Annotated in this window: 16 protein-coding genes and 1 pseudogene; 8 read left to right on the forward strand and 9 right to left on the reverse strand. The window is 63.0% G+C overall.

What is annotated here, in order from left to right; all coding sequences use genetic code 11:
* Positions 1 to 112 precede the first annotated feature (112 nt).
* The 5 genes and pseudogenes from ftsZ to tsaE form a co-directional block, all read left to right on the forward strand.
* Positions 113 to 1,339: pseudogene (gene ftsZ, locus GRAN_RS13750) on the forward strand (cell division protein FtsZ); the annotation flags it as partial.
* A gap of 1,295 nt (positions 1,340 to 2,634) precedes the next feature.
* Complete coding sequence (locus GRAN_RS13755) at positions 2,635 to 3,933, forward strand: penicillin-binding transpeptidase domain-containing protein (RefSeq protein ID WP_241654585.1); 1,299 nt, start codon at positions 2,635 to 2,637, stop codon at positions 3,931 to 3,933.
* 159 nt (positions 3,934 to 4,092) lie between these two features.
* Positions 4,093 to 5,136 (forward strand): VWA domain-containing protein, encoded by a 1,044-nt coding sequence (locus GRAN_RS13760; RefSeq protein WP_128913585.1) that lies wholly within the window; start codon positions 4,093 to 4,095, stop codon positions 5,134 to 5,136.
* 47 nt (positions 5,137 to 5,183) lie between these two features.
* Positions 5,184 to 6,833: an NAD(P)H-hydrate dehydratase gene (locus GRAN_RS13765; protein ID WP_338323438.1), complete on the forward strand. Its 1,650-nt coding sequence runs from the start codon at positions 5,184 to 5,186 to the stop codon at positions 6,831 to 6,833.
* Entirely contained in the window at positions 6,830 to 7,285 is a 456-nt protein-coding gene (gene tsaE / locus GRAN_RS13770) for a tRNA (adenosine(37)-N6)-threonylcarbamoyltransferase complex ATPase subunit type 1 TsaE (RefSeq protein WP_128913586.1), read from the forward strand. Before GRAN_RS13765 ends, tsaE begins: the two co-directional genes overlap by 4 nt.
* On the opposite strand, the gene GRAN_RS13775 is transcribed toward tsaE, so the two are convergent.
* Genes GRAN_RS13775 through GRAN_RS13800 form a run of 6 tightly spaced genes read right to left on the reverse strand, consistent with a single transcriptional unit; the run spans position 7,282 to position 14,165 of the window.
* Entirely contained in the window at positions 7,282 to 8,028 is a 747-nt protein-coding gene (locus GRAN_RS13775; RefSeq protein ID WP_128913587.1) for a class I SAM-dependent methyltransferase, read from the reverse strand. The genes tsaE and GRAN_RS13775 overlap by 4 nt on opposite strands.
* Positions 8,029 to 8,031: 3 nt before the next feature.
* Positions 8,032 to 8,379: a metal-sulfur cluster assembly factor gene (locus GRAN_RS13780; RefSeq protein ID WP_128913588.1), complete on the reverse strand. Its 348-nt coding sequence runs from the start codon at positions 8,377 to 8,379 to the stop codon at positions 8,032 to 8,034.
* 13 nt (positions 8,380 to 8,392) lie between these two features.
* Positions 8,393 to 9,346, reverse strand: a complete 954-nt coding sequence (locus GRAN_RS13785) for a polyprenyl synthetase family protein (protein WP_128913589.1) — start codon at positions 9,344 to 9,346, stop codon at positions 8,393 to 8,395.
* Complete coding sequence (locus tag GRAN_RS13790; RefSeq protein WP_128913590.1) at positions 9,339 to 10,997, reverse strand: glycosyltransferase family protein; 1,659 nt, start codon at positions 10,995 to 10,997, stop codon at positions 9,339 to 9,341. The genes GRAN_RS13785 and GRAN_RS13790 overlap by 8 nt, the downstream gene beginning before the upstream one ends.
* Positions 10,998 to 11,006: 9 nt before the next feature.
* Positions 11,007 to 11,522, reverse strand: coding sequence for an MOSC domain-containing protein (locus GRAN_RS13795; protein WP_206662763.1), 516 nt, complete (start codon positions 11,520 to 11,522; stop codon positions 11,007 to 11,009).
* Positions 11,523 to 11,543: 21 nt separating this feature from the next.
* Complete coding sequence (locus tag GRAN_RS13800) at positions 11,544 to 14,165, reverse strand: penicillin acylase family protein (protein ID WP_128913591.1); 2,622 nt, start codon at positions 14,163 to 14,165, stop codon at positions 11,544 to 11,546.
* A gap of 93 nt (positions 14,166 to 14,258) precedes the next feature.
* Between GRAN_RS13800 and GRAN_RS26295 the strand changes: the two genes are divergently transcribed.
* Complete coding sequence (locus tag GRAN_RS26295) at positions 14,259 to 14,450, forward strand: hypothetical protein (RefSeq protein WP_241654587.1); 192 nt, start codon at positions 14,259 to 14,261, stop codon at positions 14,448 to 14,450.
* The gene (locus GRAN_RS13805) at positions 14,438 to 15,883 is read left to right on the forward strand and encodes a Na+/H+ antiporter (protein WP_241654590.1); all 1,446 of its coding nucleotides are present in this window, start codon (positions 14,438 to 14,440) and stop codon (positions 15,881 to 15,883) included. The genes GRAN_RS26295 and GRAN_RS13805 overlap by 13 nt, the downstream gene beginning before the upstream one ends.
* Here GRAN_RS13805 and GRAN_RS13810 read toward each other — a convergent pair whose 3' ends face one another.
* Both GRAN_RS13810 and GRAN_RS25525 read right to left on the reverse strand, forming a co-directional pair.
* Positions 15,884 to 17,026, reverse strand: a complete 1,143-nt coding sequence (locus tag GRAN_RS13810; protein ID WP_128913592.1) for a CPBP family intramembrane glutamic endopeptidase — start codon at positions 17,024 to 17,026, stop codon at positions 15,884 to 15,886.
* A gap of 68 nt (positions 17,027 to 17,094) precedes the next feature.
* Positions 17,095 to 17,265, reverse strand: a complete 171-nt coding sequence (locus tag GRAN_RS25525) for a hypothetical protein (protein ID WP_161570974.1) — start codon at positions 17,263 to 17,265, stop codon at positions 17,095 to 17,097.
* Between the two features lie 290 nt (positions 17,266 to 17,555).
* Between GRAN_RS25525 and GRAN_RS13815 the strand changes: the two genes are divergently transcribed.
* Complete coding sequence (locus GRAN_RS13815; protein WP_421800820.1) at positions 17,556 to 18,422, forward strand: phosphoesterase; 867 nt, start codon at positions 17,556 to 17,558, stop codon at positions 18,420 to 18,422.
* A gap of 7 nt (positions 18,423 to 18,429) precedes the next feature.
* Here GRAN_RS13815 and bla read toward each other — a convergent pair whose 3' ends face one another.
* Complete coding sequence (bla, locus tag GRAN_RS13820; protein ID WP_128913594.1) at positions 18,430 to 19,293, reverse strand: class A beta-lactamase; 864 nt, start codon at positions 19,291 to 19,293, stop codon at positions 18,430 to 18,432.
* Positions 19,294 to 19,345 lie beyond the last annotated feature (52 nt).

The following is a 19,345-nucleotide window of genomic DNA, read 5'->3' on the forward strand; positions in this document are numbered from 1 at the left end:
TGTGGAATCGAGTTGGGTACCTCGCATTCGAGCTTTCGCTTCTCCTCGACCATTGGCGATGACAGAATCAGATCACGGAATCACGGGTTTAGGCCCCTTAGGAGTATGAGACATGTCGAATGCAGCGGATGACCTTCGGATTCACTTCCACGACGAAACGCCGCGCGGGGCGCGGATCAAGGTCATCGGGGTCGGCGGCGGCGGAAACAACGCCGTGAACCGGATGATCGCGGCGAAGGTGGAAGGCGTCGAGTTCATCGTGGCGAACACGGATGCGCAGGCGCTGGAGATGTCGAATGCACCGGTGAAGCTGCAGCTTGGGGTGAAGCTGACGAGCGGGCTGGGAGCAGGGTCGAACCCCGATGTGGGGCGGCGGGCCGCGCTTGAGGATTCGGACAAGATTATCGAGGCGCTCGAGGGCGCGGACATGGTGTTTGTGACCACGGGGCTTGGCGGCGGAACCGGGACGGGTGCGGCTCCGGTGATCGCGTCGCTGGCTTCAGAGATGGGTGCGCTGACGGTTGCGGTGGTGACCAGGCCGTTCCTGTTCGAAGGCAAGCGGCGCATGATGCAGGCGGAACGCGGCATGCAGGAGCTTCTGGACTCGGTCGATACGGTGATCGTGATTCCGAACGAGAAGCTGCTTGCAGTGGCCAAGGACGCGGGCTTCTTCGAGAGTTTCCGCATTGCGGACGATGTGCTGCGGCAGGGCGTGCAGGGAATTTCGGACATTATTACGATTCCAGGCGTCATCAACCGGGACTTCGCCGACGTGAAGACGACCATGGCCGGCATGGGCTATGCCGTGATGGGTACGGCGATGCGATCGGGTGGAAACCGGGCGGCGGACGCGGCGATTGCGGCAATGGCGTCTCCTCTGCTCGAGGCGGGGGCTATTGACGGCGCGCGCGGGATTTTGATCAACATCACGGGGTCGAGCAGTCTGCGACTCAGCGAGGTCAATGAAGCTTCGTCGATCATCCAGAACGCGGCGCATGAGGACGCGAACATCATCTTCGGCGCGGTGCTGGATGAGTCGATGGGCGACGATGTGAAGATTACGGTGATCGCGACCGGCTTCCGGCAGGACTCGCACCCGCAAAGGCGCGAGAGGATGCTGGCGGAGGTGATGCTGCCGACGCACCGGGCGGCCGAGGTTCCGATCACTCCGCGTGCTGAAGCTTCCGCACCGGCTGTGGAAGCGCCTGAGCCTGCGGAATTTGCGGGTGAGATCAAAGAGGAAGAGGAGGCGGCTGCTCCCGCCGCTCTTTCTGCCCCCGAGCCTGTTGAAGAGGCTGTTGCGGCTGAGCCTGAGCCGGTCGCGGCTGCTCCGGAACCTGAGGCGGCCGCTGCGTCGGCCGTACCTGAAACTGTTTCGGCGGCACCCGCGCCCGAACCTGCTCCAGCACAACCGGCTGCTTCGGCTTCGCCCGAGCCGGTCGTGGCAGCGCCCGAACCTGTGCATCAGCCTGCTCCGGCTGAGCCAGTACCGGCTGCGCCTTCCTTCGAGCCTGCAGCTCCTGTCGAACTGGCTACGCTGCTCGAGTCAGCACCTTCTGTCGAACCGGCTGCAACGGATGCCCCTGCGCTTATCGCCGCAGCACCTGTAGCTGAGCCTGCACCTGTTCCGCAAACCGCTCCGGCTGCGGCTGAGCCGTTAGCGGCTACACCACAGCCTCCGCCAGCTCCTGCTGCTCCCGTGGTTCCGGCACCTGTACCGGCGGAGCCGGTGGCGGCTGTTGCTCCGGTTCCCGTTCCTCCATCCGCTCCCCCTATCATCATGGCGCATCAGCTTCCCGAGCCTGAGGATGCCAACGTCGTGCGTGAACGGTACGAACTGACTGCTCTGGAAGAGGAGGCTCCGCATTGGGAGCCGGAGGGATCTGAGTTCAGCTCGGCCTCGAATATTGAGGCGGATTTTGATGAGGAGTTCGCCCCCGCAGTGGAGGACGAGTATGTTCCGACGCCGGTAGTCACCACCACGCCTGTCGCAGCTGCCCCGGCGCCGATTCCAATGGTGCCTCCGGTGGCCGCTCCGGCACCTGTGGCGGTTGCTCCTGCACCTGCTCCGGCCCCGGCCCCGCCCGCGCCGCCGATCACGTCCGCCCCACCGGTTGCGGCCCAGGCACCTCCCCCCGTCGCACCGCCAGCCCCACAGCCTCCACCGCGTCCAGCGGCGGCTTCGCTTGTTCCGGAGCGGGTTCCGATGCGGGAACAAGCGAGAGAGCCGCAGTTGAAGCCGGTTTCGGCGTCCGTTTTCGATGATGATTTCTTCCGGCCTTCGTTTATCCGTGGAGCGCGTCCGGCGGAGCCGCCAGTCGAGGCTGCCCCGGCTCGTGCTCAGGAGGACTACGAGATTCCCAAGCCACTGCGTGCGCAGTATGCCGAGTCGAGACTGAACGCTCCGGGGTCAGCTCCGGTCGAACCGACGGTGCGTGTGCCATCGTTCGCAGGTGGCCAATCCGTGGTTCCGAGCCCCGATTCGGATGAGCTGGATATTCCGGCGTTTCTACGGCGGGGGAACTAGACGTATTGTTAGGCCAGGTTGGATGGAACCTCGACGCTTTGGCAGGGAACGTGCTTTCTCCTGGTCGTGTGTACGGTCATATTGGCGATGGATTAGAGGGATAGTGAATGACGGATCTCTGCGGGCGATGTTTTGCGGCGGTGCTTGGCCTGGTTTTGATGTTCGGAGGTTTGGGCGAGGCGTTTGCGGCCAAACATAAGCCCGCGCCTCGGGCGGCCATGAAAGCGTCGAAGACGGCTCGGTCTGCTCATCCCGTCCATCCTGCGCGTGCCGCCGTTGGACGCCGCGCTGTACATGCGATCCCGGTTCGGGGAAGAGCGGTGCGGGGCGGCCATGGACGCGGAGCTGGCCCGGTGGTTGCGGTGCGGCGGTCGCGTTTTACCGAGCGATTTACAGCTAGCTCCTTTGCCGACAATCTGACCGCAGGTGACGTAACCACGGGCGAAGATCCAGTCGTCCGGGCAGCGGCTATCGAGGCGCTCGGCAATATGAACGGTACCGCGCTGGCGATCGATCCTTCTAGTGGCCGCATCCTGGCGATGGTGAACCAGAAGCTGGCACTTTCTCCGGGTGCTGAGCCGTGCTCGACAATCAAGCTTTCGGTTGCGCTTGCGGCGCTCGAGGAGGGAATCGTCAAGCGGGATACTCCGGTCAGTCTTGGGGGTGGCTATCACCTCACGCTCACCGAGGCGCTCGCGCACTCGAACAATCTTTATTTCGAAACGCTTGGGCGGTCGCTTGGCTTTGAGCGCGTGAAGCACTATGCGAACCAGTTCGGACTTGGCGAACTGGCCGGGTACAAAATCGAGGGCGAGCAGCTTGGACGGTATCCTGACCAGGAGCTTCCGAAGGCGCAGGGTGGCGTGGGGCGGATGTGCTCGTTTGGTGAGAGCGTGTCGATGACGCCACTGCAGCTTGGGGCGCTCGTGTCGGCGATCGCGAATGGCGGGACGCTCTACTATCTGCAGCATCCGCAGGCTCAGGAGGACATCGCCTCGTTCGAACCGAAGGTGAAGCGGATTCTCGATATTGCGCCTCTGATTCCGGAGATGAAGCCCGGGATGGAAGCGGTGGTGCAGTATGGGACCGCTCGGTCGCTCCGTGCTAACTTTCGTGAGTTTCCAGTGATGGGGAAGACGGGGACGTGCTCGAACAACGGAACGCGGTACGGTTGGTTCGGGTCGTTCGCCGATACCCCGACCGGGCGAATCGTCACGGTGATCTTCCTGGAGGGCGGTCGGCCTACCTTTGGACCGAAAGCGGCGGAGTTGACGGGGCAATTCTATCGGTCTCTCTCGGCGCGGAACTACTTTACGCCGAAGCCCGGCTTTACTCCCATGGTTACGCCGGCTACTCCGACGGTGACACCGATGTCGGAGGGAAGCCCGGTTGCGGGAACACGGTAACGTTTCTGTCTAGCGGCGAGGCTCCCATGAGTAGGAGCCTTTGTTGTATCTGGGTGCCGGGTCTTCGACCAGCTCGTTTGCGTCTAAGTGTCTAGAAGCTTGCGGCTTGGCCGTGAGGGTTCGGGAGGCGACATACCCCTGCCCGGGCACGAGGGATTCATGCTGATCGACGTGCGCTTTCGCCTGCTTCTTCTTCTTTGCCTTCTACCGGCCTCCTCGGCGATGGCGCAACAGCCGGAAGTTGCCGCTCATCCGGATAAGGGGAGGATCAGCCTTGACGTCGTGGTTGCGGCTAAGAACGGACCACCCGTTGCGGGGCTGGAGCAGGGGGATTTCCTTCTGACCGACAACAAGACGGCGAGGCCGATGACTTCATTCCGAGCGATGGCCCGCGGGCAGGAGCCGGTGGAGGTCGTTCTGCTGATCGACGCCGTGAACACGAACTACGAGCATGTGAGCTACGAACGGCAGCAGATCGACCAGTTTTTGAAAGCGAACGGCGGGAAGCTGGAGCTCCCGACGGCTCTGGCAATCTTTACGGATACCGGAAGCCAGATGCAGCAGACATTCTCCAGGGACGGAAATTCCCTGGCTGACTCGCTGGATCACCAGACGATCGGCCTGAGGGAAATCCGACGGTCGGCGGGCTTCTATGGGGCGGAGGATCGACTGCAACTGTCGCTCGAGGCGCTTCGGCAGTTGATGGCGCGCGAAGGGCCTCGTCCCGGACGGAAGCTCGTTCTGTGGGTCTCGCCCGGGTGGCCGCTGCTTTCGGGAGCAGGTGTCGATCTTTCGATGAAGGAGCGCGAACGCATCTTTCGGACAATCGTCGATACCTCGACCGCGATGCGCGAGGCCGGAATTACTCTCTACAATCTGAACCCGCTTGGTCCGACGGAGAATCTCTCGGCAGCCTTCTACTACGAGAACTACCTGAAGGGGGTACCCAATTCGGGAAAGACGGATCTGGGAGACCTGGGTCTACAAGTGCTGGCGCGGCAGAGCGGCGGCCTTACGCTGACCTCGAGCAACGATGTCAGGGCAATGCTCCAGAAAGCCGTCTCGGATACGGACGCCTACTACCAGATATCGTTCGAACCGGCTCCGGCGGACAAGCCAGATGAATATCACCACATCGAGGTGAAGGTGGAGAAGCCTGGGCTCATTGCGCGGACGCGGGATGGATATTACGCGCAGCCCTAAACCAGGACGCGCATCGCCGGTTTCCTTCATCATAGAGATGAGGATTTATGACCATGATGCAGGTTCTGACGGCGGCGGAGATGGGCGCGGTAGACAAGCGAACCGAGGAGGAGTTTGGGATTCCGCTTGAGGAGCTGATGGAAAGGGCCGGAGACGCGGTGGCCCGGTTCTGCCTGCGGGAGTATCCCGAGGCGAAGCACGTGACCGTAATTTGCGGGAAAGGCAATAACGGTGGGGATGGGCTGGTTGCGGCTCGCCTGATCGCGCTCGCAGGATGCGAGGTCACGGTGCTTCTGCTGGCCGCGGAGGGTGATATCAAGGGTCTTCCTGCGAAGATGCTGGATGACCTTCGTGGCGCTGCGACGGGTGACGATGACGGACCAGCCGTTCTGATCGAGTTCTGCGCTGGGGAAGAAGAATTATTTGAGCAGAGCGCGGCACTTGAAGGGGCGGAGCTCCTGATTGATGCGGTGGTTGGGACGGGTTTCAAAGCACCGTTGCGTGGAGTGGCTGCCGTTGCCCAGGAACGGGTTAGCCGGCTCACGGCTCCGGTGGTGGCGGTCGATTTGCCCTCAGGCTGGGATGCGGATTCGGTTGAACAGAATGCGGAAGGTGCTTTCCGAGCGGATGCGGTCGTGACCTTTACGGCTCCGAAGATGGCACACGTGTTTGGGCATCTGGCATCGTCGCGGGTGTCGGGCGATGCGTTTGGGCCGGTGGTGGTGGCGGAGATCGGGTCGCCGGATGAGGCGATCCAGTCGGCTGGGCGGGTTAGTTGGGCGGGTGAGTCGAAGGCGATCGCGGAAGCCTGGCGGGATATCAATGGGAATAAAGGCAAGTTTGGGCATGTGCTGCTTGTCGGTGGGAGCTACGGGACGTTTGGCGCGCCTTCGATGAGTTCACTCGCGGCGCTGCGGACGGGTGCGGGGCTGGTGACGGCTGGTGTGCCGAAGATGATCGCGAACGAGGTGGGGAGGGTGACGCCGGAGTTGATGGTACGGGCTCTCGCCGAGGGAGACGCTGGCGAGGCTTCAATGGCGAATCTTGAAGAGGAAAAGCTGGCGACGCTGATCAAGGGGATCTCGGTGCTTGCTGTTGGGCCGGGGCTTTCGACGCGAGGGGAGGCGTCGGAGTTTGCGCGGGCGTTGGTGGCGAAGACGACGATGCCGGTGGTAATCGATGCTGATGCCTTGAATGCGTTTGCGGGGAAGACGGAGTTGTTGAAGAGTGCCGCGGCGGGTGGTAGGACGGTTGTGCTGACTCCGCATCCGGGCGAGATGGGGCGGCTTGCGGGGATGACGGTGAAAGAGGTTGAGGCGGATCGCATTGGGCTGGCGCGGAAGTTTGCGACGGAGCATGGGGTGACGCTTGTGCTGAAAGGGTGGAGGACGTTGATCGCGCATCCCGATGGGAGCATCGCGGTGAACACGACCGGGAATCCTTCGATGGCGAAGGGTGGGAGCGGCGATATTTTGACGGGGATCGTTGCCGCGATGATTGCTCAGTTTCCGCAGGATGTGGCGCGGGCGGTTGAGGCGGCTGTGTATCTGCACGGGCTTGCTGGAGACTTCGCGGCGCATGCGATGGACGAGCATACGGTGCTTGCGACCGATACGGTGTCCCATCTGAGCGACGCCTTCCGGTACCGGGTCCGTGACGAGGATGGGTTTACCTGGCTGGCGGGAGTGCATGAATGAGGGAGTGGACGCGGGAGAAGAAGCTCAAGACCAGGAGCGTGAACGGGACGCTCGCGCTGGGGGAGATGGTGTCGGAGATCCTGGTGAAGGCGGGCAAGCTGGTCATCCTCCGCGGGGATCTAGGGGCGGGCAAGACGACGCTGGTGAAGGGGATCGCCTCGGCGCTTGGAGCGGCTGAGGAGGAGGACGTCGTCAGTCCTACGTTCACGCTTGTGCATGCTTTTCAGGGGCGCAAGGTGAGGCTGTATCACCTGGACGTCTACCGCCTGGAGACGGAGCGGGAGCTGGCTACGCTTGGCATCGAAGAGATGGTCGAGGAGCCTGGGTCGCTTGTGGTAGTCGAATGGGGCGAGAAGTTTCCGAGCCTGGTCGAAGCGGCTGATGCCGAAGTGGCGATGGCGCTTGGCGAGGTCGAGAGCGAAAGGCTGCTGGAGTTGAAGTGGCGGGGTTAGCCGGTCTTCGTCTTCGCGCGGCCGGTGTATCGGTAGATCGCACACTCTTCGTCGCCGGTTGAGCCGTACATGGTCTGCTCGGCTATTGCGGCCAGGTCGGCGGCATGATCTTCGGGGGACATGGGGACTGGTCCGAAGAAGAGCCGCGTGAAGGCAGGGTGCGCATCGACCAAATTGGCGTGCTCGCTGTTCACGTAGAGAAGGTCGAGTGTGGCGGGGCGGTTGGCGAACTGTATCTCGATGCGGCGGAGAAGCTTGTTGAGGACGGGCGCTTCGAAGGGGTGAAAGAGGAAGAGGAGGCAAGGCGTCGAGGGGAAGTAGAACTCGGTCGCATCCTGCTCCATCAGGTTGATGGGCGCGAGGTGAGGCTGCGTCGCGACCCAGTGAGTCACGTTGCGCTGCGCCAGGGCGGCGAGGGCCGGGTTTAGCTCGATGCCGATGACCTGCTTGAAGGGGTATTCGCTGGCGACGAGGATGCCGCGTCCCTTGCCGGCACCGATGTCGACAAAGGTGACACGCTCGATGGAGTGCGAGGGTTGTGAGCCGAGCCAACGGTCGATGAGGGAGCGCAGGATCGACGGAGCTACGCCGTAGTAGGCGGTGATGTGCTCGTCGTTGGGGTGGCCGGTGGTGAGGCTTGCAGCGGGGATGAGGCCGCTGGTTTCAACGCCATGCGCCTCGTCGAAGGGGTGGACGGCCTCGGCGGTCTTGCGCTTCCGGGGCGAGGCGGCTGGCTTGCGCATGGGCTACTCGATGCCGAGGAGCTTGCGGCCTTCGGGGCTGATGCGCTGGGGGGTCCACATCGGCTGCCAGACGAGGGCGACATCTGTCTTGCTGATGGTGGGGAAGGCGAAGAGGCGGTTCTCGATCTGGGCGATGATCTGCGTGTGGGCGGGGCAGCCCTTCGAGGTGAGGGTGAGATCGATGTGGACACGGTGCTTCTGCGGGACGCCGGGGATGCCGGCTCCGGGAGCGTCGGGGTCGGGCGCGACGTCGACCTGGTAGACAAGGCCGAGATCGACGATGTTGCACGGGACCTCGGGGTCGTAGCAGTCGCGGAGAGCCTCGCGGATGGTGGTTTCGGTGAGTTGCATGGCGGGTTGCATGTTAGTGGGTGCGCTCGACCAGATACTGCGCAAGTGACTTGAGGGGCGTGGCGGCTTCGCCGAAGGTGGTAAGGGCTTCGAAGGCGTCGGCGATGAGTTGGGAGGCATCTGCTTTCGACTGCTCGATGCCATAGACGGCGGGCCATGTGGCCTTGTCGGTTGCGGTGTCTTTTCCCGCGGTTTTACCGAGTTGGGTGGAATCCTGGGTCATGTCGAGGACGTCGTCGACGATCTGGAAGGCGAGACCAGCTTTTTCGCCGAAGGTGCGGAGGCGGACGATGGTGTCGGCGCTTGGCGGATGCTCGGCTTCGGCCGCGCCGAGGAGACCGCCGGCGACGATGGAGACGGTGATGAGGGCGCCTGTCTTGGCGCGGTGGATGCGTTCGACGAGGTCGGCGGTGGGAGGCTTGCCGCCGGATTCGAGGTCCATGACCTGGCCGCCGATCATGCCTGGCGCGAGGGCTCCGGGGAGATCGGCTCCTACGCCTGTGCCAATGGCGATGGAGACGGCTCGGAGGATCGCGACGACGGTGGCTGGTGGGGCGGGGAGGTCGGAGATCGTTTGGAAGGCGAGGGTTTGGAGGGCATCGCCAGCGAGAATTGCGGTGGCTTCTCCGAAGGCTACGTGGCAGGTGGGCTGGCCGCGGCGGAGATCGTCATTGTCGAGTGCCGGGAGGTCATCGTGAATGAGCGAGTAGGTGTGGAGCATCTCGAGCGCGGCACCGAGGCGGGCGGCGCCATCGGGTGGCTCGGGTGTGCCTGCGACCATGCGCGCGGCTTCTATGCAGAGGATGGGACGGAGACGCTTGCCGCCGGCGAAGGTGCTGTGACGCATGGCGCGGTGGATGGAGTGAGGCTGGGTTTCGGGGCCGGGGAGCAGGCGTTCGAGTGCTTCGTCGGTCGCGATGGCGCCGGTGGTGAGTAGGTGCTTTACAGCGTCGGTGCGGTCAGGCATGTGACTTTGATGATAACCGAGTTAACACGAGGAGGAGGATGAGGGCCAACGCAGATAGGGCGTCGGCGGCCCACTCCAAGGGCGTTGTGACGAAGGCCAGATGGATGTGGGTGGTGCCTGCGGGGACGTTGATAAAGATGAGACCGTCCCTGCGATGTCGGTCGGAAGGACTCTCGGTCCCATTGAGCAGGATGTGCCAGTTGGGATAGGCGCGGAGGTTGAGGATGAGTTTCTGGGCCGTAGGGGAAGTGACTTTGAAGTCGAGCGGAAGGGGGCTAGGTTTGCTGTTGGGAGGAGCGGGTGCGCTGGAGTCGGGTGAGAGCCAGAAGGGGGGATTGTTTTCTTTGAGGAGGTCGTTGTCGGCGGTGGTGGGGGTGTATTCGTCGGTGGGGTCGGAGCCGGTCTGGGATTGATACACGGCCAGGCGAGCGGGGACTGTGTCGGGGTCGTCGCAGGATTGGCGGAAGGTCCGGGTGGCTGGGATGGTGAGGGCTGAGGCAATCGCCAGGGCGAGAAGGACTGTGGGGATGGGCCGCAGGGTGATTTGTTTTATGGCCAGAGCGACGGAGAAGCATGCGATTGCCGCGAGCACGGCGACGAAGCGCCATGGGAATTGCAGGAACTCCAGTTCGGGAGCGTGGTGCCAGATGGGGAGTGCGGCGCGGGTGAGGAGGAAGGTGATGATCGTGGCAAGGATCGCGAGTGGGAGGGCTGGGGCTTTGTCTTTTCGGAGGAGGGTGATCAGGAGGGCTCCGGCGGTGACGGCGATGAGGAGAATGGCAACGATTGACGCGCTATGGAGGACGGCGTCGTGCATGAGTGCGTCTTCGCTGAGACCAGTGTGGTGGAAGAGTGTGTTGTCGTCGATGCGCATGCCGGGGAGGATGACCATGGCGATCTGGACGAGGCGGCGGTCGCTGGCGGCGGGGATGATGTAGTAGGCGGCCAGGGCTAAGCCGAGGAGGGTTCCTGAGACGGTGATGAGGGCGAGCGGGAGGGCTTGCTGTTTCCGGGCTTGGATGAGGCGGATAGCGGCGAGGAGGGCAAGGGTGTAGGTGCCCATCACGGCAGCAGGGGCGTTCGTCAGCCAGAGGAGGGCCAGCGGGAGAGCGATCGCGGGGATTGCGGGGCGGGGTTTGAGGATGGCTTGGATGAGGAGGGGAAACCAGATGGCGGCGAGGAGTTCGGCGTAGGCGGTGCGCTCGTAGGCGGTGAAGAGCATGTAGGGGTTGGCGATGTAGAGAGTGGCGGCGAGGAGAGATGCGGTGGGAGTGGCGTAGGCGCGGGCGAGGCGGTAGAGGCTGAAGCCGGAGGCGGTGAGGACGATCCAGGTGTAGAGCGTCGGGATTGCGGTCCAGGAGCCTAGTGTGTGGCCGAATACGGGGGTCGTGACGAGGAGGCCGAGAATGGCCCCGAGGGTCCAGGAGATGGGTGGGTAGAAAAGGAAACGGGGTTCGCCGGCGTTATAGGCGGGGGAGACGGCCCACTGCGGATGGAGGTTGCCGTGGGCGAACTGGGTAGCGACTTCGAACCAGTTGAGGATGTGGAAGTCGTAGTCGTGACCGCAGGAGGGGCCTTGCAGAATCAGGGGAAGAACGGCGATGAGGGCGGCGACGGGAATGAGGATCCAGAAGAGACGGTCGCTGCGCATTTTTTGAGTTTAGACGGGACCGAGCGGACGATGGGGGAGGGGCGGGAGGGTGATGTGGATGGGGTCGCCTGGGTGGATGTCGCCGGAGGTGAGGACGATGGCCATGATGCCGGCGTTGGGCTGTTTGCTGGGCGTGAAGACGGCATTCATGAGGCCGGGTCTTAGCCCGTTGATCTGGGAGCATGGGGTGCGGTAGCCGGTGATCTCGAGGGTGGTGGTGCCGATGTCTAGGCGGGTGCCGACGGGGAGGCTGTGCAGGTCGAGGTGGCGAGTGGTGAGGTTCTCGCCCATTTGTCCGGGCTCGAGAGAGAGGGCGTCGAGGAGTTCGGCGTGGATGAGGTGGACCTGGGTGAGGTTTCGGCGGGTGGGGTCCTTCTTGCGGATGTAGATGTGCTGGGTGGTTGGGCCGGCGTGGGCGTCTCCCTGAACGCCGATGCCTGCTTCGAGACGGATGTAAAGCTGCGGGCTCTTGCTGAAGGAGTGGGTCGCGGAGAGGCTGGTCGCGATGATCGTTGGGGTAGGCACGCGGTCTCTTGTCACGGCGGTTTACTGAGGGTTCAGGGTTAGGGTGTGACTTGTTGCGGCTGTGGTGGCGGAGGTAGTGAAAGGCATGGGGTAGGTTGTGCCGTGGAGCCAGGAGTTGAACTGGTCCATAAACCATGGGCTGGCGGGGTCGCCGGATTGGCCGAGGACGATGTTCAAGGTGCTCTCGTCCAGGTTGGAGAGGTCGACGGTGAGGCGCTGGGATGGGCCGAAGGTGCGGCCTACCTGCTTGACGGTGGTGCCGTCGCCGGATTGGGGCTGGATGCCGGTGCCGATGGGAACGCGAAGGAGCGAGCGAAGGAGGCTGGAGCGGCTGTAGATGGGGTGATCGATCTCGACAGGGTTGGCCTTGCCGCTGGACCACTTGGAGAGGTCTAGCGGGGCGTGCTGCTCGTTGAGGCCGACGTCGACGGCGGCGGTGAGGAGTTGGTCCCAGTTGTTGAAGCCGGGTGGGAGCCAGCGGTCGGGGGTGTGCATGATGATCTGCTCTTCCGCGTAGGGTTTTTCGCCCCAGAGGTAGAGGTCGGTGTCTGGGCCGAGGCGAGGGGTGAGGATGAGGGTCCAGAGAGCGGCGCGGGCGGCGTCGACGATGGCGGCGGCGGGAGAGTCGGCGTCGACGTGGCCGTTCCAGGTCCGGAGGAGGTCGGCGGCCTGGTGGAGGCGCCTGGCGCTGCTTCCGCCTGATGGCTTTGCTGGCCGAGATTGATCGATTGCGTGATCGAGGGCGTAGGTGAGGCGCTCGGCGATGACCTTGTCGACGTCGGAATAGACGTCGGTCTGGATGGCGAGCATGTCGGCTACGGTGAAGCGGGGCTTCGAGGCGAGTAGCTTCCAGATACGCTCGTTGCGGTAAGGGGCGGCCCAATCGAGGTTGATGGGGTAGGGGTAATTGTCGGGCGTGGTGCGGGCGTTGGCGGTGGCGAGGATGCCGTCGGGTGGGTCGAGGACGGCGGGCATCTTGTCGAAGGGGATGTAGCCGGACCACTCGTGGGTAGCGGCATCAGGCGCGGTAGCGTCGGTGGGGACGGGGGAGATGGGTTGTGGGCTGGTGGGGTCGGAGCCGCGGAGGGGGACTCTGCCGATGGCGTGGTAGGCGATGTGGCCCTGATCGTCGGCGTACATGAGGTTCTGGCTGGGACCGTTGAACTTTGAGAGGGCGGCGGAGAAGGTGGGCCAGTCGTTGGCGGAGTCGATGTCGAAGAAGGGCGAGGTGGGAATGGTGGGGTCGTAGACGATCCAGCGGAGTGCGAGGGTGCGCTGCTCGTTGGGGAACATGCCGGAGATGATGGGGGTGTCGATTTCGCCGTGATGGGTGAGCTGGACGTCGAGGATGACGTCCTTCGAGCCGTGGACGTGGATCAGCTCTTCGCGGTGGGTGACCGGGCGCCAGGATCCGTCGGGGGATTGGTATTCGGTCTGGGAGCCCTGGCCGCGGAGGTGTTCGATGTAGAGGTCCTGAACGTCGCCACCGAGGACGGTGAGGCCCCAGGCCACGTGGGCATTGTGGCCGATGATGACAAAGGGAGCTCCGGGGATGGTAACGCCGGCGGCGTGGAAGGGCCTGGCGGGGTCGGAGGTTGGGGCTTCGAGGTCGGCTTCATACCAGATGCCTGGCGCGGAGTGGCGGAGGTGCGTGTCGTTCGACAGGATGGGTTTGCCGGTGGTGCTGTGATCGGCGGAGACGGCCCAGTTGTTGGAGCCGGCGATGCAGGAGTCGCAGTTGAGGTGGGAGTTTGGGAGGTTGGCGATACCTGCGAGGAGGCTTGCGGCGTGCCCGGGTGTGGCGAGAGATGGATTTTGGAGTTTACTTTGGGACTCGTCGAGGGGGATCTGCTCGATCTCGTCGACGGGCATTGAGAGGTCGACCGTATGGCCAGGTGGGTGATCGCGCCAGGAACCGGCGGGGTAGAGGTCGGCTAGAAGATCGGGGGAGAGTTTGGCGGCGAGGGCCTCGTGGCCGAGCTTTTCGGGGAAGCTGGTGCTGAGGTCCTGGAACATGAAGAGGCCGATGAGGATCGAGTCGCGCGGCGTCCAGGGGGCAGGTTTGTAGCGCAGGATGCGGAACTCGAGGGGAAGGTTTGGGGCCTGCGTGGCCATGCTTGCGTTGACCCCCTTCGCGTATTGTTCGAGCCAGTGGAGTTGGTCCGGTGGAAGGACGGTGACGGCGCTGTCGGCGGAGGCTCGCATCTGGAGGAGGCGCTGGGTGCGGTCGTGGGAGACCAGGCTGGCTCCGAGGATCTCGGCGAGATCGCCTGCTGCGCTGCGGCGGAGGGTGTCCATCTGCCAGAGGCGGTCCTGGGCGGTGACGTAGCCCTGGGCGAGGATGAGGTCGTCGACGTTGGCAGCCTGGATGTGGGGGACGCCGTGAGCGTCGCGCCGAACGCTCACCGGGGCGGAGAGGCCGGAGATGGAGAGTTGGCCGTCAAGCTGGGGGAGAGATGCCTGGAGGGCATTCCGTACCCAGTAGCGGGCTCCGAAGGAGGCGGCGAGGGCTAGTAGGAGCAGGATGGGGAGGATGAGGGCGGCGGCGCGGACGAGGCGGCGGGGCTTTCTGGCGGGCGGTGGCTCGGCATTTCGACGGGTGGCGAGGAGGGGTTCGGGAGCGAGTGGGTCCAGGTAGCTCATGCTTTGATCTGAGTCTAAACGGGGTTTCGAGGCCGCGTGCCGCTGAGAGCGGCGCTGCTATGCTGGCTCGGACGGGTGGAGCAAAGGGGTCTTATGTTTCCGGCAGATAGCATTCACGGGTGGGAGACGGTGTTTCTAGTTCTGCTGGTGTTCGTGGCTGGGTTCGCGCTGCTTGCACGCTGGCTGAAGGTGGCTTACCCGATCGTTCTTGTAGTGGCGGGGCTTCTGGTGAGTTTTGTGCCGCACGTGCCCCGGATTCCGCTCAATCCAACATGGGTGTTCTGATCTTCCTGCCGCCGCTGCTTTATTCGTCAGCCTGGACGACCTCGTGGCGGGAGTTCCGGCATAACGCGGTGAGCATCGGGTTCCTTGCGGTGGGCTTGGTGGCATTCACGGTGTGGGGCGTGGCGGAGTTTTCCGACCGGTTTATCACGTTCATGGACTGGAAGGCTGGTTTCCTGCTGGGTGGGGTCGTGGCGGCTACCGATGCGATCGCGGCGACTTCCATTGCGCGATCGCTTGGGCTGCCAAGGCGGATTGTGGATGTGCTCGAAGGAGAGAGCCTGTTGAACGATGCCACCGCGCTTCTGGCTCTGGAGTTCGGGCTGCATATGCTAATGGGCGGAACGACGCCGTCGGCCGGAGAAGCGATCTTCCGGCTGTTTTACCTGACGGTTGTGGGTGCGGGTGTGGGACTGGCGATCGGGTTTGTGGTGTCGCGGCTGAGCGTGCTGATCGACGATGGGCCGGTGGAGATGGTGGTGTCGATCGTATTGCCGTACGCGGCTTATCTGGCGGGGGATGCGGTGAACGCCTCGGGGGTGTTCGCGGTTGTGGCGTGCGGGCTTTACATGAGCAGGCAGAGCTCGACGATCTACTCGCCTCGGGTTCGGATGCAGATGTACGGGATCTGGGACGCGCTGACTTTCGTGCTGAACGGGCTGGTGTTTGTGCTGATCGGGCTGCAGCTCCCGTTTGTTCTGGCAGCGATTCGCGGGTTGTATAGCTGGGGGACGCTGCTGAAGTATGGCGTTGCCTTCAGCGCGGTGCTGATCGTGCTGCGGCTGATCTGGGTATATCCGGCGGCCTGGGCGGCTTACTGGATCGAGTGCAAGTGCATGAAGCGCGGAGATGCGAAGCCGCGCAATTCGGCGATCTTCGTGATTGGGTGGACGGGGATGCGAGGTGTACTCGCGCTGGCGGCGGCGATCTCGCTGCCGGAGACGATGGGGAATGGGACGGCGTTTCCTACGCGGAGCCTGATCCTGTTTCTTGCGTTCTCGGTGATCCTGGTGACGCTTGTTCTGCAGGGATTATCCCTGCCCCTGCTAATCCGGTGGCTGGGGTTGGGAAAGATAGCGGAAGGCGACGAAGAGGAGCGGAAGGCTCGAGAGATCATTTTGACCAGCGCGATCGAGTATCTGGAGAAAGGGCGGGAGGTGGATGGAGAGAGATTCTCTCACATTTACGAGGACCTGCTGCACCGATACCGGCATCGGCTGGCGGCGGTGGGGAGCGGGAACGAAGATGACTCGTATTCCGGGATGGACGAGGGAACGTACAAGCGCTTGAAGGAGATCGCGGCTGGGGCGGTGAAGACGGAGAGGCGAGCCATGATCCGGCTGCGGGACGAGGGCAAGATCAGCGACGATGCGCTTCGGGCGATGCAGAATGAGCTGGATCTGCAGGAAACGCGATATGAGGGGGCGGTGGAGTAGCTACGACTCGTCCGGATGGCTGAGGTAGTATCCGGGCGGATGTCCGGCGGGGATCGTCAGAAAGACGATCAGGGCGAGGAGGAGGAGGACGGGAAGGACAAAGACGCTTCCCTCCGGGCCTGTGAGTCCGCCGGAGAGGATGGGTTGGCCTATGGGGTGGGTGGCGAAGAGGTGACCTTCAACCATCGTTCCGCTGTCTGCAACGCCGTAGAGGAAGGACTGGCCCCAGTCCCATGAGGCGTGGGCTCCGAGCGCCCACCAGAGGCTTCCGGTGCGGTAGAGGGTATAGCAGAAGACGAGGCCTGCGAACCCGGCGGCTATGAGACCGAGGGGTGACTCGCCAGGGTTCGAGCCGTGGCCGAGACCGAAGACGAAGGAGAGGATGAACGCTGCTGCCCAGAAGCCGAAGAGGTGGCGATGACGTGTCTTGGAGATGGCTCCGTAGATTCCGGCAAGACCACGGGCGAGGGTGAATTGCAGATAACCTCGCAAGAGCGTCTCTTCGAGGATGGCGACGAATGTGAAGCCGAACGCCCAGATAAGGCTATAGCGTAAAGCCGCGGCGTTGGTGAGTAGGCGGCCATCGAAGACGAGAAAGCCTCCCAGTTTCAGGACGAGAATGAGCAAGGAGAGGCAGACCAGGCCCCAGAGGGCACCCTGAAGGAAATGCGCGATGCGATTCTTGCTTCCGAGACCATAGAAGCCGAAGCCGCGCTTTTCGATCCGTGACATTATAAAGGTCACAAGGAGAACGACTAAGGCGGAAAGGCCTTCGCCAGTGAGCATGTTCTTGGGAGGGGTCTCTTTGTGCGGATTGACGGAGGCAGGGGAGGCATTCGCTGACTTTGGTTGGTCAGAGGTCTGCGAGGCAGGAGCCTTCTGTGCGCCTGGTCCGAAGGGCTTGTGCTGGATCTTCGCAACGAGGAACGATGCGGCAAAGGCCAAGGCGGCGAAGAGGACGATGAAGGTAAGAAGACCCCAACCGGCGCGGAGGCCATCTTCTCCATAAAGCACGCGGGAGATCGTGGAACGTGGCGCGGGTTGGACTGGTTCAGTCGGCGGGACTGACCGGGTGTCAGGGGCAGGCTGGATGTCAGTGAGAATGTGCGTATCCGGGCCGGTTTCCGAGTTCAATTCGCTCAAAGGCTTCCTCTTGTCGCTGTAAACGCGCCCTCATGACTGTAATTCTCGAGGCGCTCTGGTCGGACGGGCTACATGGCAAAGGTGAAATACACAAGGGCAAACAGAGAAAAGACCACGACCAGCCCAAGTGGCGCCAAAGCAGATTGATCCGCCCCCGACTTGATGACCGCTCCGAAGGCGAGACCCACCAAACAGAGGAAGATGACCGAGGCGGCGACACCTAAGAGCATGTCATCCATAAGGAGCCCATCGTCTCAACTTTCTCAGTGAATCGCAATCTTTTTTTCATGTTATCGAAGAAGGCTCCAAGGAAGTCTCGGAGACGGAGACTTGACAGCACTGATAGCGGTGTCGATGCTTAGAGATTCGGGCTTGCTCGAAGATCGATGACAGTTGACCGGGGTGAGCGATGGATTGCAAGGTTCTGTATCACGACAAATGCTTCGACGGTGCGTGCTCGGCTTCGCTGTTTACGAGGTTTCACAAGGAATGCATCGGAACAGCTTCGAGCTACAGCTATGAGGGCTTGATGCATCGGGCAGGGGGCTTATTTCAGTTCGCGGACTTCTCGGGTGGTGAGAACGCGATCGTGGACTTCAAGTACTCGCGGGACCCTCGGGTGACTTGGTGGTTCGATCACCATTTGAGTGCGTTTCTAACGCCGGAGGACCAGGCCGAATTTCAAAGGGGGCAGGAGGATGGGACCCAGGTGATGCGGAAGTTCTTCGATCCGAATTACACGTCGTGTACGGGGTTCATCGCGCATGTCGCTTCGACGAAGTTTGGGTTCGATACTTCGGGATTGAAGGACCTGATGTACTGGGCGGACATCGTCGACGGCGCGAAGTATGAGAGCGCGAAGGCCGCGGTCGAGATGGAAGCTCCGGCGATGAAGCTGACGATGGTGATCGAGAGCGCGCAGGACGACAAGCTGATTCCGAAGATGATTCCTCTGCTGACGGCGAGGACGCTGCAGGAGGTGCTGGATCAGGACTTTGTGCAGGTGCTGGTCGATCCCCTGATGGAGAAGCACCAGATGGGGATTGAGCTGATTCGGCAGAGATCTACATGCGAGAAGGGTGTGATCACCTTCGATCTGATGGATGAGCAGATGGAGGGGTACAGCAAGTTCATTCCGTACTATCTGCATCCGGATGCGACGTACGTGGTCGGGCTGAGTAAGTCGAAGTTCAGAACGAAGATCTCGGTGGGGACGAACCCCTGGACGACGAAGCCGGTGAGTGAGTTGATCAACCTTTCGGTGGTGTGCGAGCGCTATGGCGGAGGGGGACATGCGCGAGTGGGGGCGGTGAGTTTTCCGGCGGATGGGGAAGAGCTGGCGCGAAAGGCAGCAGCGGAGATCGAAGCGGAGCTGAAGGCAGCCTACCGGGAGTAGACCTGCGCTAGGTGAGAGATTCGCGGACGAGCCTGCCGATCTCGGAGAGCATGGTTGCGCGCTTGCTCTCGGGGCCGATGCATTGGGTGATGTAGGCGGCGACTATAACGGGAGGCCTGTTGGCAGGCCAGAGCACGGCGATGTCGTTGGTGGTGTGTTCGCCGTTCGAGCCGGTCTTGTCGGCGGCACGCCAGGCTGTGGGCAGGTTAGCGCGGAGCCGGTCGAGGCCGGTGAGGTTTGCCTCCATCCAGGTGGTGAGCTGCTCGCGGGATGATTGGGCGAGGACGTTTCCGAGAAGGATGGACTTCAGGTTGGTAACCATGGAGACGGGAGAGGTGGTGTCGCGTGGGTCGCCGGCGAGGGATTCGTTCAGAGTGGGCTCGGTGCGGTCGAGGCGGGTGACGGGATCGCCGATGGCGCGGCAGAAGGCCGTCATGCCAGCGGGGCCGCCGATGGACTCGAGGAGGATGTTGGCGGCGGTGTTGTCGCTTCGGGTGAGGGCGGCGTGGCAGAGGCTGGCGATGGACATGGTGGCGCCGGCGTGGGGTTCGGTCAATGGGGAGTTGCCGAGCAGGGGCTTGGGAGGGACGGCGGCGAGCCGATCGAGCGTCTCCTGATGGTGATCGACGCGCTGGAGAACGGCTGATGCGAGCAGGAATTTGAAGGTGCTGCACATGGGGAAGCGCTCGCCGGCGCGGTGACCGGAGCGTTCGCTGGTAGCGGTATCGAGGACCGCGACGCCGAGGCGTCCGCCGTTCGTCTGCTCGAGGCGAGCGAAAGCGGCGGGCAGTGGGGTGAAGCGACCCGGTTCGGCGTGGAGCAGCCGGGGCAGGGCGACCGTGGCGGCCAGGAATGTTCGGCGGTTGAGCATGGCATCCAGCAGAACATTCGGGGTCTGCGGGGGCTAGTGCGCATCTGGGTTC

It is taken from the genome of Granulicella sibirica (assembly GCF_004115155.1).
Classification (GTDB): domain Bacteria; phylum Acidobacteriota; class Terriglobia; order Terriglobales; family Acidobacteriaceae; genus Edaphobacter; species Edaphobacter sibiricus.

Excerpts from the sequence above, each read along its gene's own strand:
- tsaE (WP_128913586.1), top strand. The coding sequence starts at position 6,830 with ATGAGGGAGTGGACGCGGGAGAAGAAGCTCAAGACCAGGAGCGTGAAC.
- bla (WP_128913594.1), bottom strand. The coding sequence starts at position 19,293 with ATGCTCAACCGCCGAACATTCCTGGCCGCCACGGTCGCCCTGCCCCGG.
- GRAN_RS13805 (WP_241654590.1), top strand. The coding sequence starts at position 14,438 with ATGGGTGTTCTGATCTTCCTGCCGCCGCTGCTTTATTCGTCAGCCTGG.
- GRAN_RS25525 (WP_161570974.1), bottom strand. The coding sequence starts at position 17,265 with ATGGATGACATGCTCTTAGGTGTCGCCGCCTCGGTCATCTTCCTCTGT.
- GRAN_RS13800 (WP_128913591.1), bottom strand. The coding sequence starts at position 14,165 with ATGAGCTACCTGGACCCACTCGCTCCCGAACCCCTCCTCGCCACCCGT.
- GRAN_RS13765 (WP_338323438.1), top strand. The coding sequence starts at position 5,184 with ATGACCATGATGCAGGTTCTGACGGCGGCGGAGATGGGCGCGGTAGAC.
- GRAN_RS13815 (WP_421800820.1), top strand. The coding sequence starts at position 17,556 with ATGCATCGGGCAGGGGGCTTATTTCAGTTCGCGGACTTCTCGGGTGGT.
- GRAN_RS13780 (WP_128913588.1), bottom strand. The coding sequence starts at position 8,379 with ATGCAACTCACCGAAACCACCATCCGCGAGGCTCTCCGCGACTGCTAC.
- GRAN_RS13760 (WP_128913585.1), top strand. The coding sequence starts at position 4,093 with ATGCTGATCGACGTGCGCTTTCGCCTGCTTCTTCTTCTTTGCCTTCTA.
- GRAN_RS13785 (WP_128913589.1), bottom strand. The coding sequence starts at position 9,346 with ATGCCTGACCGCACCGACGCTGTAAAGCACCTACTCACCACCGGCGCC.
- GRAN_RS13790 (WP_128913590.1), bottom strand. The coding sequence starts at position 10,997 with ATGCGCAGCGACCGTCTCTTCTGGATCCTCATTCCCGTCGCCGCCCTC.
- GRAN_RS26295 (WP_241654587.1), top strand. The coding sequence starts at position 14,259 with ATGTTTCCGGCAGATAGCATTCACGGGTGGGAGACGGTGTTTCTAGTT.
- GRAN_RS13755 (WP_241654585.1), top strand. The coding sequence starts at position 2,635 with ATGACGGATCTCTGCGGGCGATGTTTTGCGGCGGTGCTTGGCCTGGTT.
- GRAN_RS13775 (WP_128913587.1), bottom strand. The coding sequence starts at position 8,028 with ATGCGCAAGCCAGCCGCCTCGCCCCGGAAGCGCAAGACCGCCGAGGCC.